General features: G+C 37.6%; 16 protein-coding genes and 1 riboswitch. Of the genes, 13 read left to right on the top strand and 3 right to left on the bottom strand.

Annotated elements, in window-relative coordinates; translation table 11 throughout:
• Positions 1–12: 12 nt before the first annotated feature.
• The 3 genes from ACRPLY_RS02600 (at position 13) to ACRPLY_RS02590 (ending at position 3,288) form a co-directional block, all read left to right on the top strand.
• Positions 13–924 (top strand): ABC transporter ATP-binding protein, encoded by a 912-nt coding sequence (locus tag ACRPLY_RS02600; RefSeq protein WP_034265850.1) that lies wholly within the window; start codon positions 13–15, stop codon positions 922–924.
• A complete protein-coding gene (locus tag ACRPLY_RS02595; RefSeq protein WP_098627180.1) occupies positions 917–1,684 on the top strand; it encodes an ABC transporter permease in 768 nt (255 codons plus the stop codon). Before ACRPLY_RS02600 ends, ACRPLY_RS02595 begins: the two co-directional genes overlap by 8 nt.
• Positions 1,685–1,785: 101 nt before the next feature.
• A riboswitch (SAM riboswitch) is annotated at positions 1,786–1,892 on the top strand.
• Between the two features lie 85 nt (positions 1,893–1,977).
• Positions 1,978–3,288 carry a Na+/H+ antiporter NhaC family protein gene (locus tag ACRPLY_RS02590; RefSeq protein ID WP_034265856.1) on the top strand — a complete coding sequence of 437 codons (1,311 nt, stop codon included), beginning with the start codon at positions 1,978–1,980 and terminating at the stop codon, positions 3,286–3,288.
• Positions 3,289–3,327: 39 nt separating this feature from the next.
• Here the strand turns inward: ACRPLY_RS02590 and ACRPLY_RS02585 are convergent, their stop codons facing one another.
• Positions 3,328–3,456 carry a hypothetical protein gene (locus tag ACRPLY_RS02585; RefSeq protein ID WP_255219815.1) on the bottom strand — a complete coding sequence of 43 codons (129 nt, stop codon included), beginning with the start codon at positions 3,454–3,456 and terminating at the stop codon, positions 3,328–3,330.
• A gap of 124 nt (positions 3,457–3,580) precedes the next feature.
• Between ACRPLY_RS02585 and ACRPLY_RS02580 the strand changes: the two genes are divergently transcribed.
• From ACRPLY_RS02580 to ACRPLY_RS02535, 10 genes are all read left to right on the top strand, one after another.
• The gene (locus ACRPLY_RS02580) at positions 3,581–4,540 is read left to right on the top strand and encodes a LacI family DNA-binding transcriptional regulator (protein ID WP_028413456.1); all 960 of its coding nucleotides are present in this window, start codon (positions 3,581–3,583) and stop codon (positions 4,538–4,540) included.
• An 85-nt stretch (positions 4,541–4,625) separates the two neighbouring features.
• Positions 4,626–4,874 (top strand): transcriptional regulator SplA domain-containing protein, encoded by a 249-nt coding sequence (locus ACRPLY_RS02575; protein WP_033578899.1) that lies wholly within the window; start codon positions 4,626–4,628, stop codon positions 4,872–4,874.
• Between the two features lie 112 nt (positions 4,875–4,986).
• Positions 4,987–6,015 (top strand): spore photoproduct lyase, encoded by a 1,029-nt coding sequence (gene splB, locus ACRPLY_RS02570; protein ID WP_025752275.1) that lies wholly within the window; start codon positions 4,987–4,989, stop codon positions 6,013–6,015.
• Positions 6,016–6,166: 151 nt separating this feature from the next.
• Positions 6,167–6,610 (top strand): hypothetical protein, encoded by a 444-nt coding sequence (locus ACRPLY_RS02565; protein ID WP_033578900.1) that lies wholly within the window; start codon positions 6,167–6,169, stop codon positions 6,608–6,610.
• Positions 6,611–6,711: 101 nt separating this feature from the next.
• Positions 6,712–6,948, top strand: coding sequence for a hypothetical protein (locus tag ACRPLY_RS02560; RefSeq protein ID WP_013056931.1), 237 nt, complete (start codon positions 6,712–6,714; stop codon positions 6,946–6,948).
• A gap of 175 nt (positions 6,949–7,123) precedes the next feature.
• Complete coding sequence (locus ACRPLY_RS02555) at positions 7,124–8,776, top strand: DUF2339 domain-containing protein (protein WP_098112569.1); 1,653 nt, start codon at positions 7,124–7,126, stop codon at positions 8,774–8,776.
• A gap of 127 nt (positions 8,777–8,903) precedes the next feature.
• Positions 8,904–10,985: a DNA topoisomerase III gene (locus ACRPLY_RS02550; protein WP_432231522.1), complete on the top strand. Its 2,082-nt coding sequence runs from the start codon at positions 8,904–8,906 to the stop codon at positions 10,983–10,985.
• Between the two features lie 82 nt (positions 10,986–11,067).
• Positions 11,068–11,505, top strand: a complete 438-nt coding sequence (locus tag ACRPLY_RS02545; protein ID WP_432231521.1) for a YrvL family regulatory protein — start codon at positions 11,068–11,070, stop codon at positions 11,503–11,505.
• Between the two features lie 240 nt (positions 11,506–11,745).
• Complete coding sequence (locus tag ACRPLY_RS02540) at positions 11,746–13,080, top strand: FAD-dependent oxidoreductase (protein WP_028413450.1); 1,335 nt, start codon at positions 11,746–11,748, stop codon at positions 13,078–13,080.
• 128 nt (positions 13,081–13,208) lie between these two features.
• On the top strand, positions 13,209–13,346 hold the full coding sequence (locus ACRPLY_RS02535) for a hypothetical protein (RefSeq protein WP_186806706.1): 138 nt from the start codon (positions 13,209–13,211) through the stop codon (positions 13,344–13,346).
• A gap of 72 nt (positions 13,347–13,418) precedes the next feature.
• On the opposite strand, the gene ACRPLY_RS02530 is transcribed toward ACRPLY_RS02535, so the two are convergent.
• The gene (locus tag ACRPLY_RS02530; RefSeq protein WP_367077248.1) at positions 13,419–14,048 is read right to left on the bottom strand and encodes a GerAB/ArcD/ProY family transporter; all 630 of its coding nucleotides are present in this window, start codon (positions 14,046–14,048) and stop codon (positions 13,419–13,421) included.
• Positions 14,038–14,547, bottom strand: a complete 510-nt coding sequence (locus ACRPLY_RS02525) for a GerAB/ArcD/ProY family transporter (protein ID WP_367077247.1) — start codon at positions 14,545–14,547, stop codon at positions 14,038–14,040. The genes ACRPLY_RS02530 and ACRPLY_RS02525 overlap by 11 nt, the downstream gene beginning before the upstream one ends.
• Between the last annotated feature and the right edge of the window lie 15 nt (positions 14,548–14,562).

Raw genomic sequence — 14,562 nt, 5'->3', positions numbered from 1 at the left:
AGGATGTACATGATGACAGAAACAGTGCTACAAGTAGATCATGTCAGTAAAGTAATTGGGAAGAAAACCATTTTGCATGATGTATCCTTATCGGTTGAGCGCGGTGAGATTTTCGGATTGCTTGGTCCGAACGGATCTGGAAAAACAACGCTCATTCGTACCGTCGTAGGACTCATTAAAGAAACAAAGGGAACAATTACCGTCAATGGGTTTCCTTTAAAAGAACAGTTTACATCAGCTATGAAATCAATTGGAGCGATTATTGAAAATCCTGAGTTTTATGATTATCTGACGGGCTATCAAAATTTAAAACACTTTGCGAATATGCATGAAGGGATCACAGCAGAACGCTTGGATGAAGTGATTGCGCTAGTAAAGCTTGAAAACAGCATTCATGCAAAAGTGAAGACGTATTCCCTTGGGATGAGACAGCGTTTAGGAGTAGCTCAAGCTATTTTACATAAGCCTGCATTGCTTTTACTAGACGAACCAACAAATGGTCTAGACCCAGCGGGAATGAGAGAATTTCGTACATATTTACAAACTCTCTGCAGGGAAGAAGGTATTTCAATTTTAATCGCGAGCCACTTATTAAAAGAAGTGGAAGCATTATGTGACCGCGTTGGTATTATTCAAAACGGCGAGTTAAAAGCTGTTCAAGATCTATCTCCAAATCGTCAAGATCAAGGGATGTATGTAGAATTTGAAGTATCTGACGTGCAACAAGCAGCGGATCTTTTATCTCAAGAATTCCAAGTAACAATAAAATCCGATAGTATTGATGTAGTGATTATGAAAGAACAAATTCCAGCTGTGAATAGAAAATTAGTGGACAGCGATATTTTAGTCTACCGAATCACTCCTGTTTATGAGACGCTTGAAGATTCGTTTATGTCCGTTACGGAGGGAGAGCACCATGCTTAAGTTAATTCAAAATGAACATATGAAATGGTTTTACAAAAGAAGTACAAAAGTCACGTTTATTACAATCGGCATCTTAACTCTTTGTATGGCTCTTTTAATGAAGAAAGTAGCAAACAGCGCAGGAACGGAAGACAACATATTGAATTTCCTGTCATTTAGTGCAGGCATGCTGATCCTCGTTCAATTTTTCGCGCTTGCTGTTGGAGGATCAATGGTTGCAAAAGAGTTTGAAGCGGGTACCATTAAGCTTCTTTTAATTCGCCCTGCTAGACGTTCAACGATTTTAACGTCCAAGTACATAACGCTCGTTTTAATTAGCTTGTATTACTTGCTGAGCTATTTGCTTTTTTCGTTTGTATGGGGAGCATTGTTCTTTGGATTTGCTAGTCTAGAAGGAGATGCGCAGCTGCTTAAAAACATTACGCTTACGTATGACAGCGCGTATATGGAAACGTTTATGATGATGACGTTTGCTTTTATGCTGTCGTCTTTATTTAGAAACAGCGCGCTTGCTTCAAGTCTAGCTATTGTCATAAGTATCGGCGCAAAAGCTGTAACAGGACTAGTATCAGAGCTAGGTTTATGGTGGGGGAAATTTTTACTGTTCGCCAACACAAACTTTGTGCAGTATATGGACGGAATGAAGACGATGTTTGACGGAATGACAATTCCATTTTCAATCTTCATCTTAGTTGCACACTTTGTCTTCTTTATGGGCGTAGCGTGGGTGGCGTTTTTAAAACGTGACGTAGCTAATTGATGTGAGAATTTTCACACTATATATTTTTCTAAAATAGCATTTGACAATTAAATAAAAAGAGATTACAGTAGTGAAAGACTATTTTTAAAACAACTACAAACTTCTTATCAAGAGAGACGGAGGGACTGGCCCTATGATGTCTCGGCAACTGGCTGTACGCAGTGCGGTGCCAAATCCAGCAGACGATGTTTCGTTTGGAAGATGAGAAGGGTAATCTTATGATACAAATAAGAGACCTCTTCTTATCAATAAGAAGAGGTCTTTTTTTATTACGTAAACAAGAGGTGTTGAGAATGGAACAACAAAAAGGAAACGGCTGGGCGCTGTTACCGCTGGGCGTCTTTTTAGTCCTGTTTGTCGGATCAGGAATTATAACGGGAGATTTTTATAAGCTGCCTGTATTAGTAGCTATTATCATTGCAGCCATTGTGGCGCTGGCTATGAACCGCAAAGATTCACTTAATGTAAAAGTGGAACGCTTTGCTAAAGGAGCAGGGCATCCTGATATCATTATTATGGTACTTATTTTTATTTTGGCAGGTGCTTTTTCTCAAGTCGCTAAAGGCATGGGAGCTGTTGATTCAACGGTAAACTTAGCTCTGTCTGTGCTTCCGCAAAGCTTAGTGGTAGTCGGAATCTTTGTTATTGGCGCATTCATTTCAATTTCGATGGGAACGTCAATGGGAACGATCGCTGCGTTAGGGCCTATCGCTGTAGGAATCAGTGAGCAGGCGCATGTATCGATTACATTGGCAATTGCTGCTGTTGTTGGTGGTGCAATGTTTGGAGATAATTTATCCGTAATCTCTGATACGACCATTGCGGCAGTTCGTACGCAAAAAACAAATATGTCAGATAAATTAAAAGTAAACTTTTTTATTGTCCTTCCTGCAGCGATTGTTACAGTGATTTTATTACTTGTAATGACGCTAGGCAATACGTCATCAGTAGAAATTAAAGATTTTAGCTGGTTTAAAATCTTGCCTTATGTCGGCGTACTCGTCGCTGCCATATTTGGTGCAAACGTATTAAGTATTTTAACCGGAGGAATTGTATTAGCCGGCGTGATTGGATTAGCTGACGGAAGCTACACGCTTTCTTCTCTTGCTAAAACTGTGACAGAAGGTATTGGCGGAATGTCGGAATTAATTATTTTATCTCTTTTAATTGGCGGAATGGTTGAACTCATTCGCTATAACGGCGGTATTCAGTTCTTATTGAACCTATTAACACGACGCATTCAAACAAAAAAAGGCGGAGAATTCAGTATCGCTGGATTAGTAAGTTTAACAAATTTAGCCACGGCTAATAACACGATTTCAATTATTACAGCAGGTCCGTTAGCGAAAGAAATCTCTGATAAGTATTCAATTGATAATCGTAAATCAGCCAGTCTGCTCGACTTGTTTTCATGCAGCGTTCAAGGGCTTATCCCTTACGGTGCACAAATGCTTCTCGCAGCAGGATTTGCTAAAGTTTCACCGGTTGAGATTATTCCATTTACATTCTATCCAATGTTAACAGCGGTTTGCGGTATCATTGCGATTGTAATTGGCTTTCCTCGTTTAAATAAAAAATCAAAATCATCTAAAGAAGCTGCGTAATATCAAACCCTTAAAAAGAACATTCTTTTTAAGGGTTTTTTACTGTTTGAAAAAATCAGTCGGCTTTTTTTCATCTAGCTCCTTCCAAAGTGTCTCATTTTGTTTAAGTGCATAAGCCGCTCCTCCGATTTCAATTCCGCATAATAAAATGAATAATAAAATACCCATGATATGACCTCCTTATAAAAGTGAATAAAAACATGATTGTAACGGGTTTAGCTTATTGCTTTTTCACTTTATAATGAGAATAAAGTATGAAACGCGTTTCAGCGCAAGAGAAAAAGGTGAAAACATGACAAATATCCGAGATATCGCAAAAAAAGCTGGTGTATCTGTTTCGACCGTGTCACGGGTTTTAAATCATCATCCGTATGTAAAAGAAGAAAAGCGCCGTCTGGTAGAAGAAGTAATTCAAGAACTTAATTATGAACAAAACATTAATGCCGTTCACTTATCAAAAGGGAAAACAAATATGATTGCCGTCGTCTTGCCTTTTATTAATCATCCTTATTTCAGTCTGCTTTTAGAAGGAGTGGCCTCTCAAGCGTTAGAAAAGCAGTATCAGCTTGTTATTTGTCAGACGAACTATGATGTAAAAAAAGAAGAAGAAGCGCTTCATATGCTAAAAACAAAGCAGGTTGATGGAGTGATTATTTGTTCTAGAGCAGGCAGCTGGAGCACGATTGAATATTATCAGCAGTACGGGCCGATAGCCGTGTGCGAAAACGTACAAAATCGTTCTATTCGCTCCGTATACGTTGATCATTATGCAGCTTTTAAGAAAGCGCTCATGTATTTAAAAGAAAAAGGATATACGGATATTGGCTACTGTATTGGAAGAATGACGGGTACAAATAGTCAACAGAGGCAGCAAGCATACAAAGAATATGTAGAAAGAATAAATGAGCCTTATCATCCGGAATGGGTGTTTCAAGGCTGTTTGAACGTGACAGATGGTGAAAAAGTGGTGAAAAAATTGGTGCAGATGAAAAATCGGCCTCAGGCGCTTTTAGTAACAAACGATCAAGTCGCTATTGGTATAAAAGCTCAGTGCGAACAAGCGGGGATATCAGTTCCAGGCGATTTAGCTATTATTGGTTTTGATAATCATCCGCTTTCTTCTTATTTACAAATCACAACGATCGAACTTCCTCTCAAAGAAATGGGCGAAACGCTTTTTAAACTAGTCAGGAGCAAGGATCCTCAAAAAATTGAGCTTCCTTTTCGGTTTATTGAGCGTAAAAGCGTATAAATTCTTGATGATCTCACCACGTGTTTTTATCGGATAAAATGAGTAAAAGCGGACATCATACGAGTAAAGAAAGAAGAAAAGGATGATGATCGTGGAGAAAAAAGAATATCAAGTAGGAGATCAAGTATTTGTTATTTACCGAAATCCTCATACGGCAAACGTTGCCAATATTAATCAAGCTGAAATTGTTGAACATCCTGAAAATAAAGGTGAAAAAGCGCTGTTTCTGCATGAGTCTTATCATTTGTTAGCTGAAGATGATGCTGTGTATTCAACGTATGAAGAAGCAGAGAACATGTATAACAAGATATTTGATTATGAACAATATGATTGACGAAAGGCTCTCTTAAATAGAGAGTCTTTTTTGATCTAAAAAATAATTACCACGGATAGAGTCTTTTTATTTTTCAAACGCTATTAGTATTAGAAAAAAGGAAGTGTACATGATGATAAAACCTTTTGTACCTCAATTAGTATACATTGAGCCAGGGGCAATGGAGTACCCGCTTGGTGTTCAATTAAAAGAAAAATTTGAGAAGATGGGAATTGAGATTCGTCAAACAACTTCTCATAATCAAGTGCGTAATATACCGGGAAAAAATGATTTGCAAAAATACCGCAATGCCAAGTCTACTTTAGTAGTTGGTGTGCGTAAAACCTTGAAATTTGATACATCTAAACCGTCAGCTGAATATGCAATACCTTTTGCAACAGGGTGTATGGGGCACTGTCACTATTGTTATTTGCAGACAACAATGGGAAGCAAACCGTATATTCGCACGTACGTGAATGTTGAAGAAATATTAGGTCAAGCAGAGCAATATATGCAGGAAAGAGCCCCTCAAATAACGCGATTTGAAGCGGCTTGTACATCTGATATCGTAGGAATTGATCATTTAACACATTCATTAAAGCGCGCGATTGAATATTTTGGAGAAAGTGAACTAGGTCAACTGCGTTTTGTGACTAAATTTCATCACGTGGATCATTTATTGGATGCTAAACATAATGGTCGCACGCGCTTTCGCTTTAGCATAAACGCAGATTATGTTATAAAAAACTTTGAACCTGGTACATCTCCTCTTGATTACAGGATTGAAGCTGCTAATAAAGTTGCAAAAGCCGGATATCCACTTGGCTTTATTGTGGCGCCTATTTACATTCATGAAGGTTGGCAAGAGGGATACCGTCAGCTGTTTGAGAAGCTTGATGCTTCTATACCTGAAGAGTCAAGAGATGATATTACATTTGAAATGATTCAGCATCGCTTTACCAAGCCGGCCAAACGAGTGATTGAGAAAAACTATCCGAAAACAAAGCTTGAGATGAATGAAGAAGAGCGCCGCTACAAATGGGGGCGTTACGGGATTGGAAAGTATGTATACGCAAAAGATGAAGAACAAGAATTAAGAGAGACGTTGGAATATTACATTGATCAGTATTTTCCAAATGCGAAAATCGAGTATTTTACGTAATTATTCTACAGTAATTGAAAAGTTATTTTGACATCTTAGTCGAGATAGCTTTTCAATTTTTAATGTGCAAAATAAATTGGTTGCTAATAAGCTGAAAAAAGAGGTTATTTGTATCTCTTGTCGTATTACATACATAAGGGAGGTGACTGAGATGTTAAAAAATGAAGAGTTTGCGCTAACAAAAGAATTAACAAAAGAACAGCAAGAAGCTGCACGAAATTTTATTCAAGTGTTGTTCCAAGAAGATTTATCTGAATTTTGGAACATATTATGTGATATCGATAAGTCTCGTATTTACGGCTTGTATGAAGCAAACCACTATTACGATTCGGATGTTGAACTACATGGATTTGTACAAGAAATTAGAGATAATGTAAGAGCGGTTTATGCGCCTCTTCAAGGGCAAGGAGGTATTTCGACGAAAGTTCGATATACAAGCGAAGGAAAGATGTATGTATACATATTAGGAAGTGGTGAAAACCCGAGGGTATATCCTGTTGGATTAATGCCCGAGACCTACATTGAAGAAGAACGTTTTTCTCAGCGTCTTCAAATTAGCATTTATAACGATGAGTTTCGAAACGTTGCGCTGTAAATTATATATAAATGGAAAAATAAAGAATAATAAAATTAATTTGTTAAAATAGCAATATTTGGGGTATGTAATAGGTATAACATTAAAAAGGGGTGAAAGAAATGCATTATTATCGTATTTCAGAGGGAGACCATGAAGAGTATTGTGAAACGATTCTGCTTCATGAAAAGAAGTTTTGCAAAGAAACATTTCAATCTATGGTGCGAGAAGCAATGAACAATAAGCCAGGTAAAATTGACCGTGTGGATATTGTTAAATATTTAATTGGTCATCATAGCTTTCAAGTAGCCCACATCGAAGCGGGATTTCACAGTACATACAGCGAGAAAGTGACATAAAAAATGCAGCACATCCTATACAACGAACTTTTCTTTTGAAAAGGGCGCTGTATTTTTTTTTTTGCTAAAAATAGAATGTTTCTAAGTGATATTCCTTTTAATGGTATAATAGTTAAGTACTGTAAGGTATACATATAAAAATCACAAATACTTTAAAGAGAAAGGGTGAGGAAATATGGAAAACGAAAGAATAGAAGAGCTTGAACGAAAAATAAGCAGTTTAGAAGAAGACGTAGCCAAGCTAAAGTCGCTTGTATATAAAACAAATTCTCCAAGACCAGCAGTTCACGCTCCTCCCAAGCTGCGCCAGGAGACGACTAAACGTCCTGCTCAAACAGCAGCTAAAAGCTCACAGGCAATAGAAGAGCCTGTTGATTGGGAAAAAGTCCTTTTTCAAACATGGCTGCCGAGAATTTTTATTTTCGTATTTATTATTGGCGTGCTATGGGGATTTAAAGCAGCCTCTGACTATGGATTAATGAATGAAAAAGCAAAAGTTGTTCTCGGTTTCGTTGTTTCGATAGGTTTTGCTGTGACAGGTCATTTTCAAATCAAAAAGGGTAGGCTGGTGCTCGGGCAAGTACTTGTAGGAGGAGCTATTCCTATTCTCATGTTAACGACGTTTGCGATGCATAGCCTATATCATTTAGCAGGACCAACGCTTGCTTTTATGCTAAATGCGAGTTGGATCATCTTAGGAATTGCAGCAACAGTCTTTTATCGTTCACAGGCATTAGGGATTATTAGCGCGGTTGGAGGCGTACTAGTTCCTTTTCTTATTGAAAGTAATTCGCCTAATGCTCTGGTTTTCATTGGCTATGAAACGCTTCTGTATATTGCCTTTTTATATGTGGCAATCAAACAAAAATATTCAATTTTATATGTTCTTTCCGCGGTACTATTAAATCTTACGCTACTCATTTATTACTCGTTTGTTGGTGATAATGGTGTAAAAGCGTTATTAGGTATGGCGATTCTGATTCAGCATTTATGCTTAATTTCTAGCTTTTTTCTATCACAATCCGTACTCCAAGTATATGCGTTTACCCTTCTATCGAGTTTAGCAGTTACGTACGGCTGGCTGCTTGCCGTTTTTGACGATGGCACGACCACCATGGTGCTGCTTGCGCTAGTTATTATTTACGCATTAGGTGTTTACACAGTAAGAAGTTCTAAAGAGAAATTTGAATTTTTTATTACCTATTTAATTGTTGCAGTAGCGTTTTTTATTCATCAGCTCGTCGATTTAAGAGAAGGAGTCATTTTATATGTGATTCAAGGACTTGCTGTTTACTATATCGCCATGACGTATAAAAATCTACTTCATCAACTGTTTTCTTATACGATTTATATACTGAGTGCCACGTATATCTTAGTTACGCCAATCGAACAAGTGCTGTCTCTTCCGACATTAAATTGGGTTGTTGTGTTAGCTTCTATTCTAGTATTTGTATGGATCAGTATTCAAAAAACAGAAAAAGATGAGCACGATACGTTCAAAATTGGAGGAAGTATTGTTTTTTCTATTCTTTCTTTAATTTTTGTAACGGAAGTGACGGTCGCTGGAACCACTGATCTTTCCGCTAATACACAAACGCTTATTATGACGGCTGTTTGGTTATGCTTGTCCATTGCTGCATTCGTAATAGGATCACTTCGAAATTTTAAAACAGCAACATATGTCGGCGTGGGCATTTTGTTCTTAACACTTTTTAAACTCGTTTTATATGATTTACCTTTTATCCCAATGGCTATACGAGCCTTGTTATTTATCGTTTTAGGAGCTATCGGTTTAATTATCTCGCGACTATTTTATAAAAAGAAGTAGCTAGAAGATGAAGAGAAATTCTTCATCTTTATTTATTATAATATGATTATGTAAACTTAATCTTGAAGTCGTACAAAAAGTATACAATCATGTATAATGGAACAAGTGAATTGGAGGTATACATAAAATGAAATCACTTGTATTAGCAGAAAAGCCAAGTGTAGCACGTGATCTTGCGCGCGTGCTTGGCAGCACACAAACAAAAAAAGGGTATATTGAAGGGCCAAAGTATGTCGTAACATGGGCACTCGGCCATTTAGTTGAATTACAAACACCAGAGGATTATGATAACCAATATAAAACATGGCGATTAGAAGATCTGCCAATTATGCCTGAGAAAATGAAACTAAAAGTAATTCGTAAAGTGAGCTCTCAGTTTCGTACAGTATCCGATCTAGCAAAAAGAAAGGATATTGGCGAGTTAATTATTGCGACTGATGCAGGGCGTGAAGGAGAGCTTGTAGCACGCTGGATTATGGAAAAGGTACGCTGGAACAAGCCGTTTAAACGTCTTTGGATTTCGTCTCAAACGGACAAAGCGATTCGTGACGGGTTTAAACAGCTAAAACCGGGAAAAGAGTTTAATCGTTTGTATGATTCAGCGGTTTGCCGTTCAGAAGCCGATTGGCTTATCGGTTTAAACGTAACCAGAGCGTTAACGACTAAATACGAAGAACCATTATCAGCAGGACGGGTACAAACACCGACGCTTGCGATGATTATTGAGCGTGAACAAGTAATTAACACATTCAAACCTAGTGAATATTGGACGCTTACAGCTCAGTTTTCGTCGTTTGAAGCAGCTTGGCAAAAAGGCAATGAAAAGCGCATTTTTGATGAAAAACGTGCAAAAGAGCTGCACTCAAAATTATCAGGTGAAGCAGTTGTGAAAACAATCAAGCGCAAAATGCATAAAGAAGCGCAGCCGCTTCCTTATGACTTAAATGAACTGCAGCGAGATGCTAATAAACGCTTTAACTTCTCTGCTAAGAAGACATTAAATGTACTTCAAAAGTTATATGAACAGCATAAGTTAGTCACGTATCCACGTACAGATTCTCGTTATTTAACAACAGATATGGTTTCCACTATGAAAGAGCGCTTGGAAAGCATCTCTGCTGTATATAAAGAAGAAGTTCGTCCAATTTTAAAAAATGCACAGCTGCCAAAGCGAGTGGTTAATAATGAAAAAGTAAGTGATCACCATGCGATTATCGTAACGGATCAGCCTGTGTTTTTACAGGACTTATCAGCTGATGAACGAAAGCTGTATGACTTAATTGCAAAGCGATTTATTTCATTGTTTTATCCTGCATATGAGTATGAAGTGGTTAAAGCAGAGCTTGAAGTAAACGGGGAACTGTTGGTAGCGAGCGGAAAGCAAGTTGTGAATGCAGGCTTCAAAAAAGTTTCTGGTGGAGACTCAGAAGCAACGGTGAAGCTGCCTGATATGAAAGAAGGCAGCAAGCTGCTCATTCAAAATGTAACGATGAAAAGTGCATTTACAGAGCTGCCGCAGCGCTATACAGAAGCCGATCTTCTTGGACAAATGGAAAAACACAACTTAGGTACGCCGGCAACACGCGCAGATATTATTGAAAAACTTCTGCAAAACGAATCCATTGATCGCCAAAATAACCGTCTGCACGCAACAAAAAAAGGAAAGCAGCTGATTGACTTAGTAGCAGACGAGTTAAAGTCTCCTGAGCTTACGGCTAAATGGGAACGTGACTTAGAAGCAATTGCTAAAGGAAAAGGAAATGCAAAAGAGTTTTTAACGAATATTCGCGAACAAACAGAAAAGCTTGTCAAGCAAGTGAAAACAAGTAATCAAACGTACAAACCCCATAATTTAACGGGCTCTAAATGCCCAGAATGCGGTTCGTTCTTAAAAGAAAAGAAAACAAAGCAAGGAAGAGTGCTCGTTTGTTCAAGCCTTGAGTGCAGCTATAGACGCGCAAAAGACCCTAAATTATCGAACCGACGCTGTCCGCAGTGTCATAAACGAATGGAAATTCATTCAGGAAAAGCTGGGACGTACTTCCAGTGCCGTTCATGTCAAGTAGTGGAAAAAGCTGAGGACAAAAAGAAAAAGATTTCAAAGCGAGAAGAACGAAAGCTTCTTAACAAATACAACGATGACGGAGCATTTGGTTCGAGCTTGGGAGATGCTTTAAAACAAGCTCTTCAAGATAAAAAAGATAATTAACGTAGAAGTGCGATACCATGGTATCGCACTTTTTTTGGTATAATATGGATTAAGTGATGAGTAAGCAAGGTGGCGTGGAACAATGAAAAGAAAAAGCAGGGGAATGAATCGGTTAATCGCGTTCTTTATAGTAGGAACGATGGTACTAATCATTTTAGCTATCTTAATGGGAAGCTACTTTTTTGGTTTTATAGGCTTCCTTAGAGTGATGGGAGTGGAATATGACTCTTACTGGGCCATATGTTTATTTCTATTTTTTATTTTTGTGTTTGGTTCTATCACAGAGCTTTTTTCAAAGGCGCTTATTTTTTTAATGAAGAATGCTAGGATGAACAGAGTATTATTTGTAGCATCTGCGGCTTTTGTGGACATATTTTTTACTTTTCTATCGGTTTATATAGCAGACTTGCTTGTAAGCGGAATCCGTGTATCTATTTTAGCGATGATTATTTTATCCGGTTTATTTTTTTTGTTAGAGAGTGCATTGGATAGTGAGTTTCTACGTGAAAAAACAAGCTGATGAAATTGTTCATCAGCAGCGCATCAACAAAAAAAGTGCATCATATCAAGCTTCAATGCTATTTAAAGAACCCTGTAACATATTTTTTTAAAAAAGTATGTGATTTTTTTCACATATATCTTGAAAAAGAACAAACATGTTTGTATAATAAGAATTGTAAAAGATATGTGAAACATTTCACAATATATGTGAAAAACTTCACAAATTATATTTTCTATAATCCTAAGGGGGATATCATCTATGAAAATTGCAGTAGTAGGGTGTACACATGCAGGAACAGCAGCAGTAAAAAATATGGCAGAACTTTATCCAGAAGCTAAAATTACAGTTTATGAGCGAAATGATAATGTTTCATTTTTGTCTTGTGGAATTGCGCTCTATGTAGGCGGGGTCGTAAAAGATGCAAATGGTTTATTTTACTCTTCACCGTCTGAATTGCAAGAGATGGGTGTAAATATGAAAATGAAACACGAAGTGACGAATATTGATACAGAAGACAAAAAAATAGCGGTGCGAAACTTAGAAACAAACGAAGAATTTGAAGATACATTTGATAAATTAGTGATGACAACTGGATCATGGCCGATTATTCCAAACCTTGAAGGCATCGATTTAAATAATGTTGTGCTTTGTAAAAACTATCAGCATGCTAATCACATTATCGAAAAAGCAAAACAAGCAAAAAAAATCGCCGTAATTGGTGCGGGTTATATTGGTGCAGAATTAGTAGAAGCCTTTGAAGTGTATGGAAAAGAAGTCACGTTCATTGATAGTGCTGATCGTATTTTAAATAAATATCTTGATCCAGAGTTTACAAGCTTGATGGAAACGGAATTTAAAAAGCGGGGAGTTACATTAGCATTAAACCAAGCGGTTACTAAATTTGCAGGCAGCGATGGATCTGTTGAAAAAGTAGTGACAACTGCAGGTGAATATGAAGCGGATCTTGTTATTTTGTGTGTTGGCTTTCGTCCAAACACAGACTTAGTAAAAGGGCAGGTAGACATGCTTCCAAACGGCGCAATTGTGGTTGATGAATATATGCAAACAAGCAAAAAAGATATATTTGCGGCCGGAGATAGCTGTGCGATTTACTACAATCCGATTAAGAAACATGCCTATATTCCGCTTGCTACAAATGCGGTTAGAATGGGAACATTAGTTGCTCAAAACCTTGTTAAACCGACGATCAAGTATATGGGAACACAAGGAACATCAGGCTTGCATATTTATGATTACAATGTTGCATCTACCGGCATAACTGAAACAGCGGCTTCTCTTTTTGATATGAATGTGAAAAGTATCACAATATCAGAAAATAACCGACCAGAATTCATGCCAACGTACGAAAATATTACGTTAAAAGTAGTATATGAAGAAGAAACGAGACGAATTGTAGGTGCACAGGTTATTTCTAAAATTGATGCTACTCAAGCAATTAATACATTGTCCGTATGCGTACAGCAGGAAATGACGATCGATGAGCTTGGCTTTATGGACTTTTTCTTTCAACCCCACTTTAATAAGCCTTGGCATTTCTTAAACCAAGCAGGGCTTCAAGCGCTTCAAGCATAAAAAAAGAGGCTGGGACAAAAGTAGTTGAGTCCAAGTAAAAAACGAACCATTCATCAACCTGTTCGATGAGTGGTTCGCTTTTTTTGTGATGGTGTACATCGTTTTATTTGTTTCGTTCCTTCTAGCAATTGATTGGAGGGCAAGGCGAAGACTCCTGCGGGAAAAGCGGAACAGGTGAGACCCCGCAGGAGCGAAAGCGACGAGGAGGCTCAGCGGCCGCCTGCGGAAAGCGAAGCCTTGCACGGAAATCAATTGCCGTGTCATAAGCAGTCCAGAGCTCATGTATCTCATTTGTTCGTCTTTCGATTGGATTTATTTCGTTATGTCTCAACCTTTTTTTATGTGGATTTTATTATCTTTTTTATTTTTATTTTAGCTGGTTTAAAACGAATCCATCCTATGATAAGAAGAATAAAAGGATATAAAGCTCCCATCAAAAAACTATAGGGAATCCACGTTTCGGCTAACCATGTTTTTTGATAGGTAATGGTTGGGTACACAATAATGGAAAAAGTCGTAACAATTAATCCCATCGGTAACGTTAGAAATCGAGTTTCATTGATGTTAAAAATATGACAAAGTCCAGCGATGGAAGCATGAAAATAAAGAGAAACTTTAAAGAAAAGAGTAAGAAACCATATAATGGCAATAATTACCTCGATTCCTTGCAAAAAATTTCCCACCTCAATTCGCTTAGCCATTTCATATACGGGAAACATGGTAGTTGAAGAATGATAAGAACCAATAACGATTATACAAGAAAAAATAACAATTACCATAATAAATCCACCTAGCAGGCTGCCGCTCATTAAAGCTTTAGCTCCTTTTTCAGGTTTTCTTAAATGAAGGGGGAAAATCATCATCAAAGGAGCAAAAGTAAAATAAGTAATGCTAAGAAAGATAAGAACCGAATGAGTCAGCGGCTTTAAGTGAATGTCCATTAAAGGCATAAGATTTTCAAGTTTCATTTGAGGAGTTAGTGAAAAAAATAAAAATCCCGAGAAGGCCAACAAACCACGGGAAAAAGATTTCACAGCAGCGTGCAATTGTTTCTAGCCCGAGTCTTGCCCCGAAAACAACCACAAGCATAAAAATAATGTGAATAGCAAGCAGCGGCGTTTCCATCATAATATGGGTATTTAAAAAACTCCCGACGTAGTATACAATGCGGCTGCACGTTATGACAGTAGATAGGACAAATAAACAAGATACACCTTTTCCTAGATATTTTCCAAATACTACATCATTGATTTCTACCAGATTTTTATCTTTAAATAAAAGTCCGAGAGCTATATATACTTTCACTAATACAAATCCGCATGCTACTCCAAGGATAGCCGGAATCCAAGCGGTTTGCTTAGAATCAACAGTCATAGCCGCTGGAGCAATAACAATTGTGCTTCCAATTGTATAAAGCATAACGAGCATGCGAAATTGAATCGTTGAAATTTTAACTACAGGTTTCACGGTATTCACTTCCTC

It is taken from the genome of Priestia sp. TGN 0903 (genome assembly GCF_050846855.1).
In the GTDB taxonomy this organism is placed as follows: domain Bacteria; phylum Bacillota; class Bacilli; order Bacillales; family Bacillaceae_H; genus Priestia; species Priestia zanthoxyli.
Note: the sequence above shows the minus strand (reverse complement) of the source record. Positions and strands in the feature narration are given on the sequence as shown.

Excerpts from the sequence above, each read along its gene's own strand:
- splB (WP_025752275.1), top strand. The coding sequence starts at position 4,987 with ATGATAAAACCTTTTGTACCTCAATTAGTATACATTGAGCCAGGGGCA.
- ACRPLY_RS02575 (WP_033578899.1), top strand. The coding sequence starts at position 4,626 with ATGATCGTGGAGAAAAAAGAATATCAAGTAGGAGATCAAGTATTTGTT.
- ACRPLY_RS02600 (WP_034265850.1), top strand. The coding sequence starts at position 13 with ATGACAGAAACAGTGCTACAAGTAGATCATGTCAGTAAAGTAATTGGG.
- ACRPLY_RS02560 (WP_013056931.1), top strand. The coding sequence starts at position 6,712 with ATGCATTATTATCGTATTTCAGAGGGAGACCATGAAGAGTATTGTGAA.
- ACRPLY_RS02530 (WP_367077248.1), bottom strand. The coding sequence starts at position 14,048 with ATGAAACTTGAAAATCTTATGCCTTTAATGGACATTCACTTAAAGCCG.
- ACRPLY_RS02585 (WP_255219815.1), bottom strand. The coding sequence starts at position 3,456 with ATGGGTATTTTATTATTCATTTTATTATGCGGAATTGAAATCGGAGGA.
- ACRPLY_RS02550 (WP_432231522.1), top strand. The coding sequence starts at position 8,904 with ATGAAATCACTTGTATTAGCAGAAAAGCCAAGTGTAGCACGTGATCTT.
- ACRPLY_RS02540 (WP_028413450.1), top strand. The coding sequence starts at position 11,746 with ATGAAAATTGCAGTAGTAGGGTGTACACATGCAGGAACAGCAGCAGTA.
- ACRPLY_RS02565 (WP_033578900.1), top strand. The coding sequence starts at position 6,167 with ATGTTAAAAAATGAAGAGTTTGCGCTAACAAAAGAATTAACAAAAGAA.
- ACRPLY_RS02555 (WP_098112569.1), top strand. The coding sequence starts at position 7,124 with ATGGAAAACGAAAGAATAGAAGAGCTTGAACGAAAAATAAGCAGTTTA.
- ACRPLY_RS02545 (WP_432231521.1), top strand. The coding sequence starts at position 11,068 with ATGAAAAGAAAAAGCAGGGGAATGAATCGGTTAATCGCGTTCTTTATA.
- ACRPLY_RS02595 (WP_098627180.1), top strand. The coding sequence starts at position 917 with ATGCTTAAGTTAATTCAAAATGAACATATGAAATGGTTTTACAAAAGA.
- ACRPLY_RS02590 (WP_034265856.1), top strand. The coding sequence starts at position 1,978 with ATGGAACAACAAAAAGGAAACGGCTGGGCGCTGTTACCGCTGGGCGTC.
- ACRPLY_RS02580 (WP_028413456.1), top strand. The coding sequence starts at position 3,581 with ATGACAAATATCCGAGATATCGCAAAAAAAGCTGGTGTATCTGTTTCG.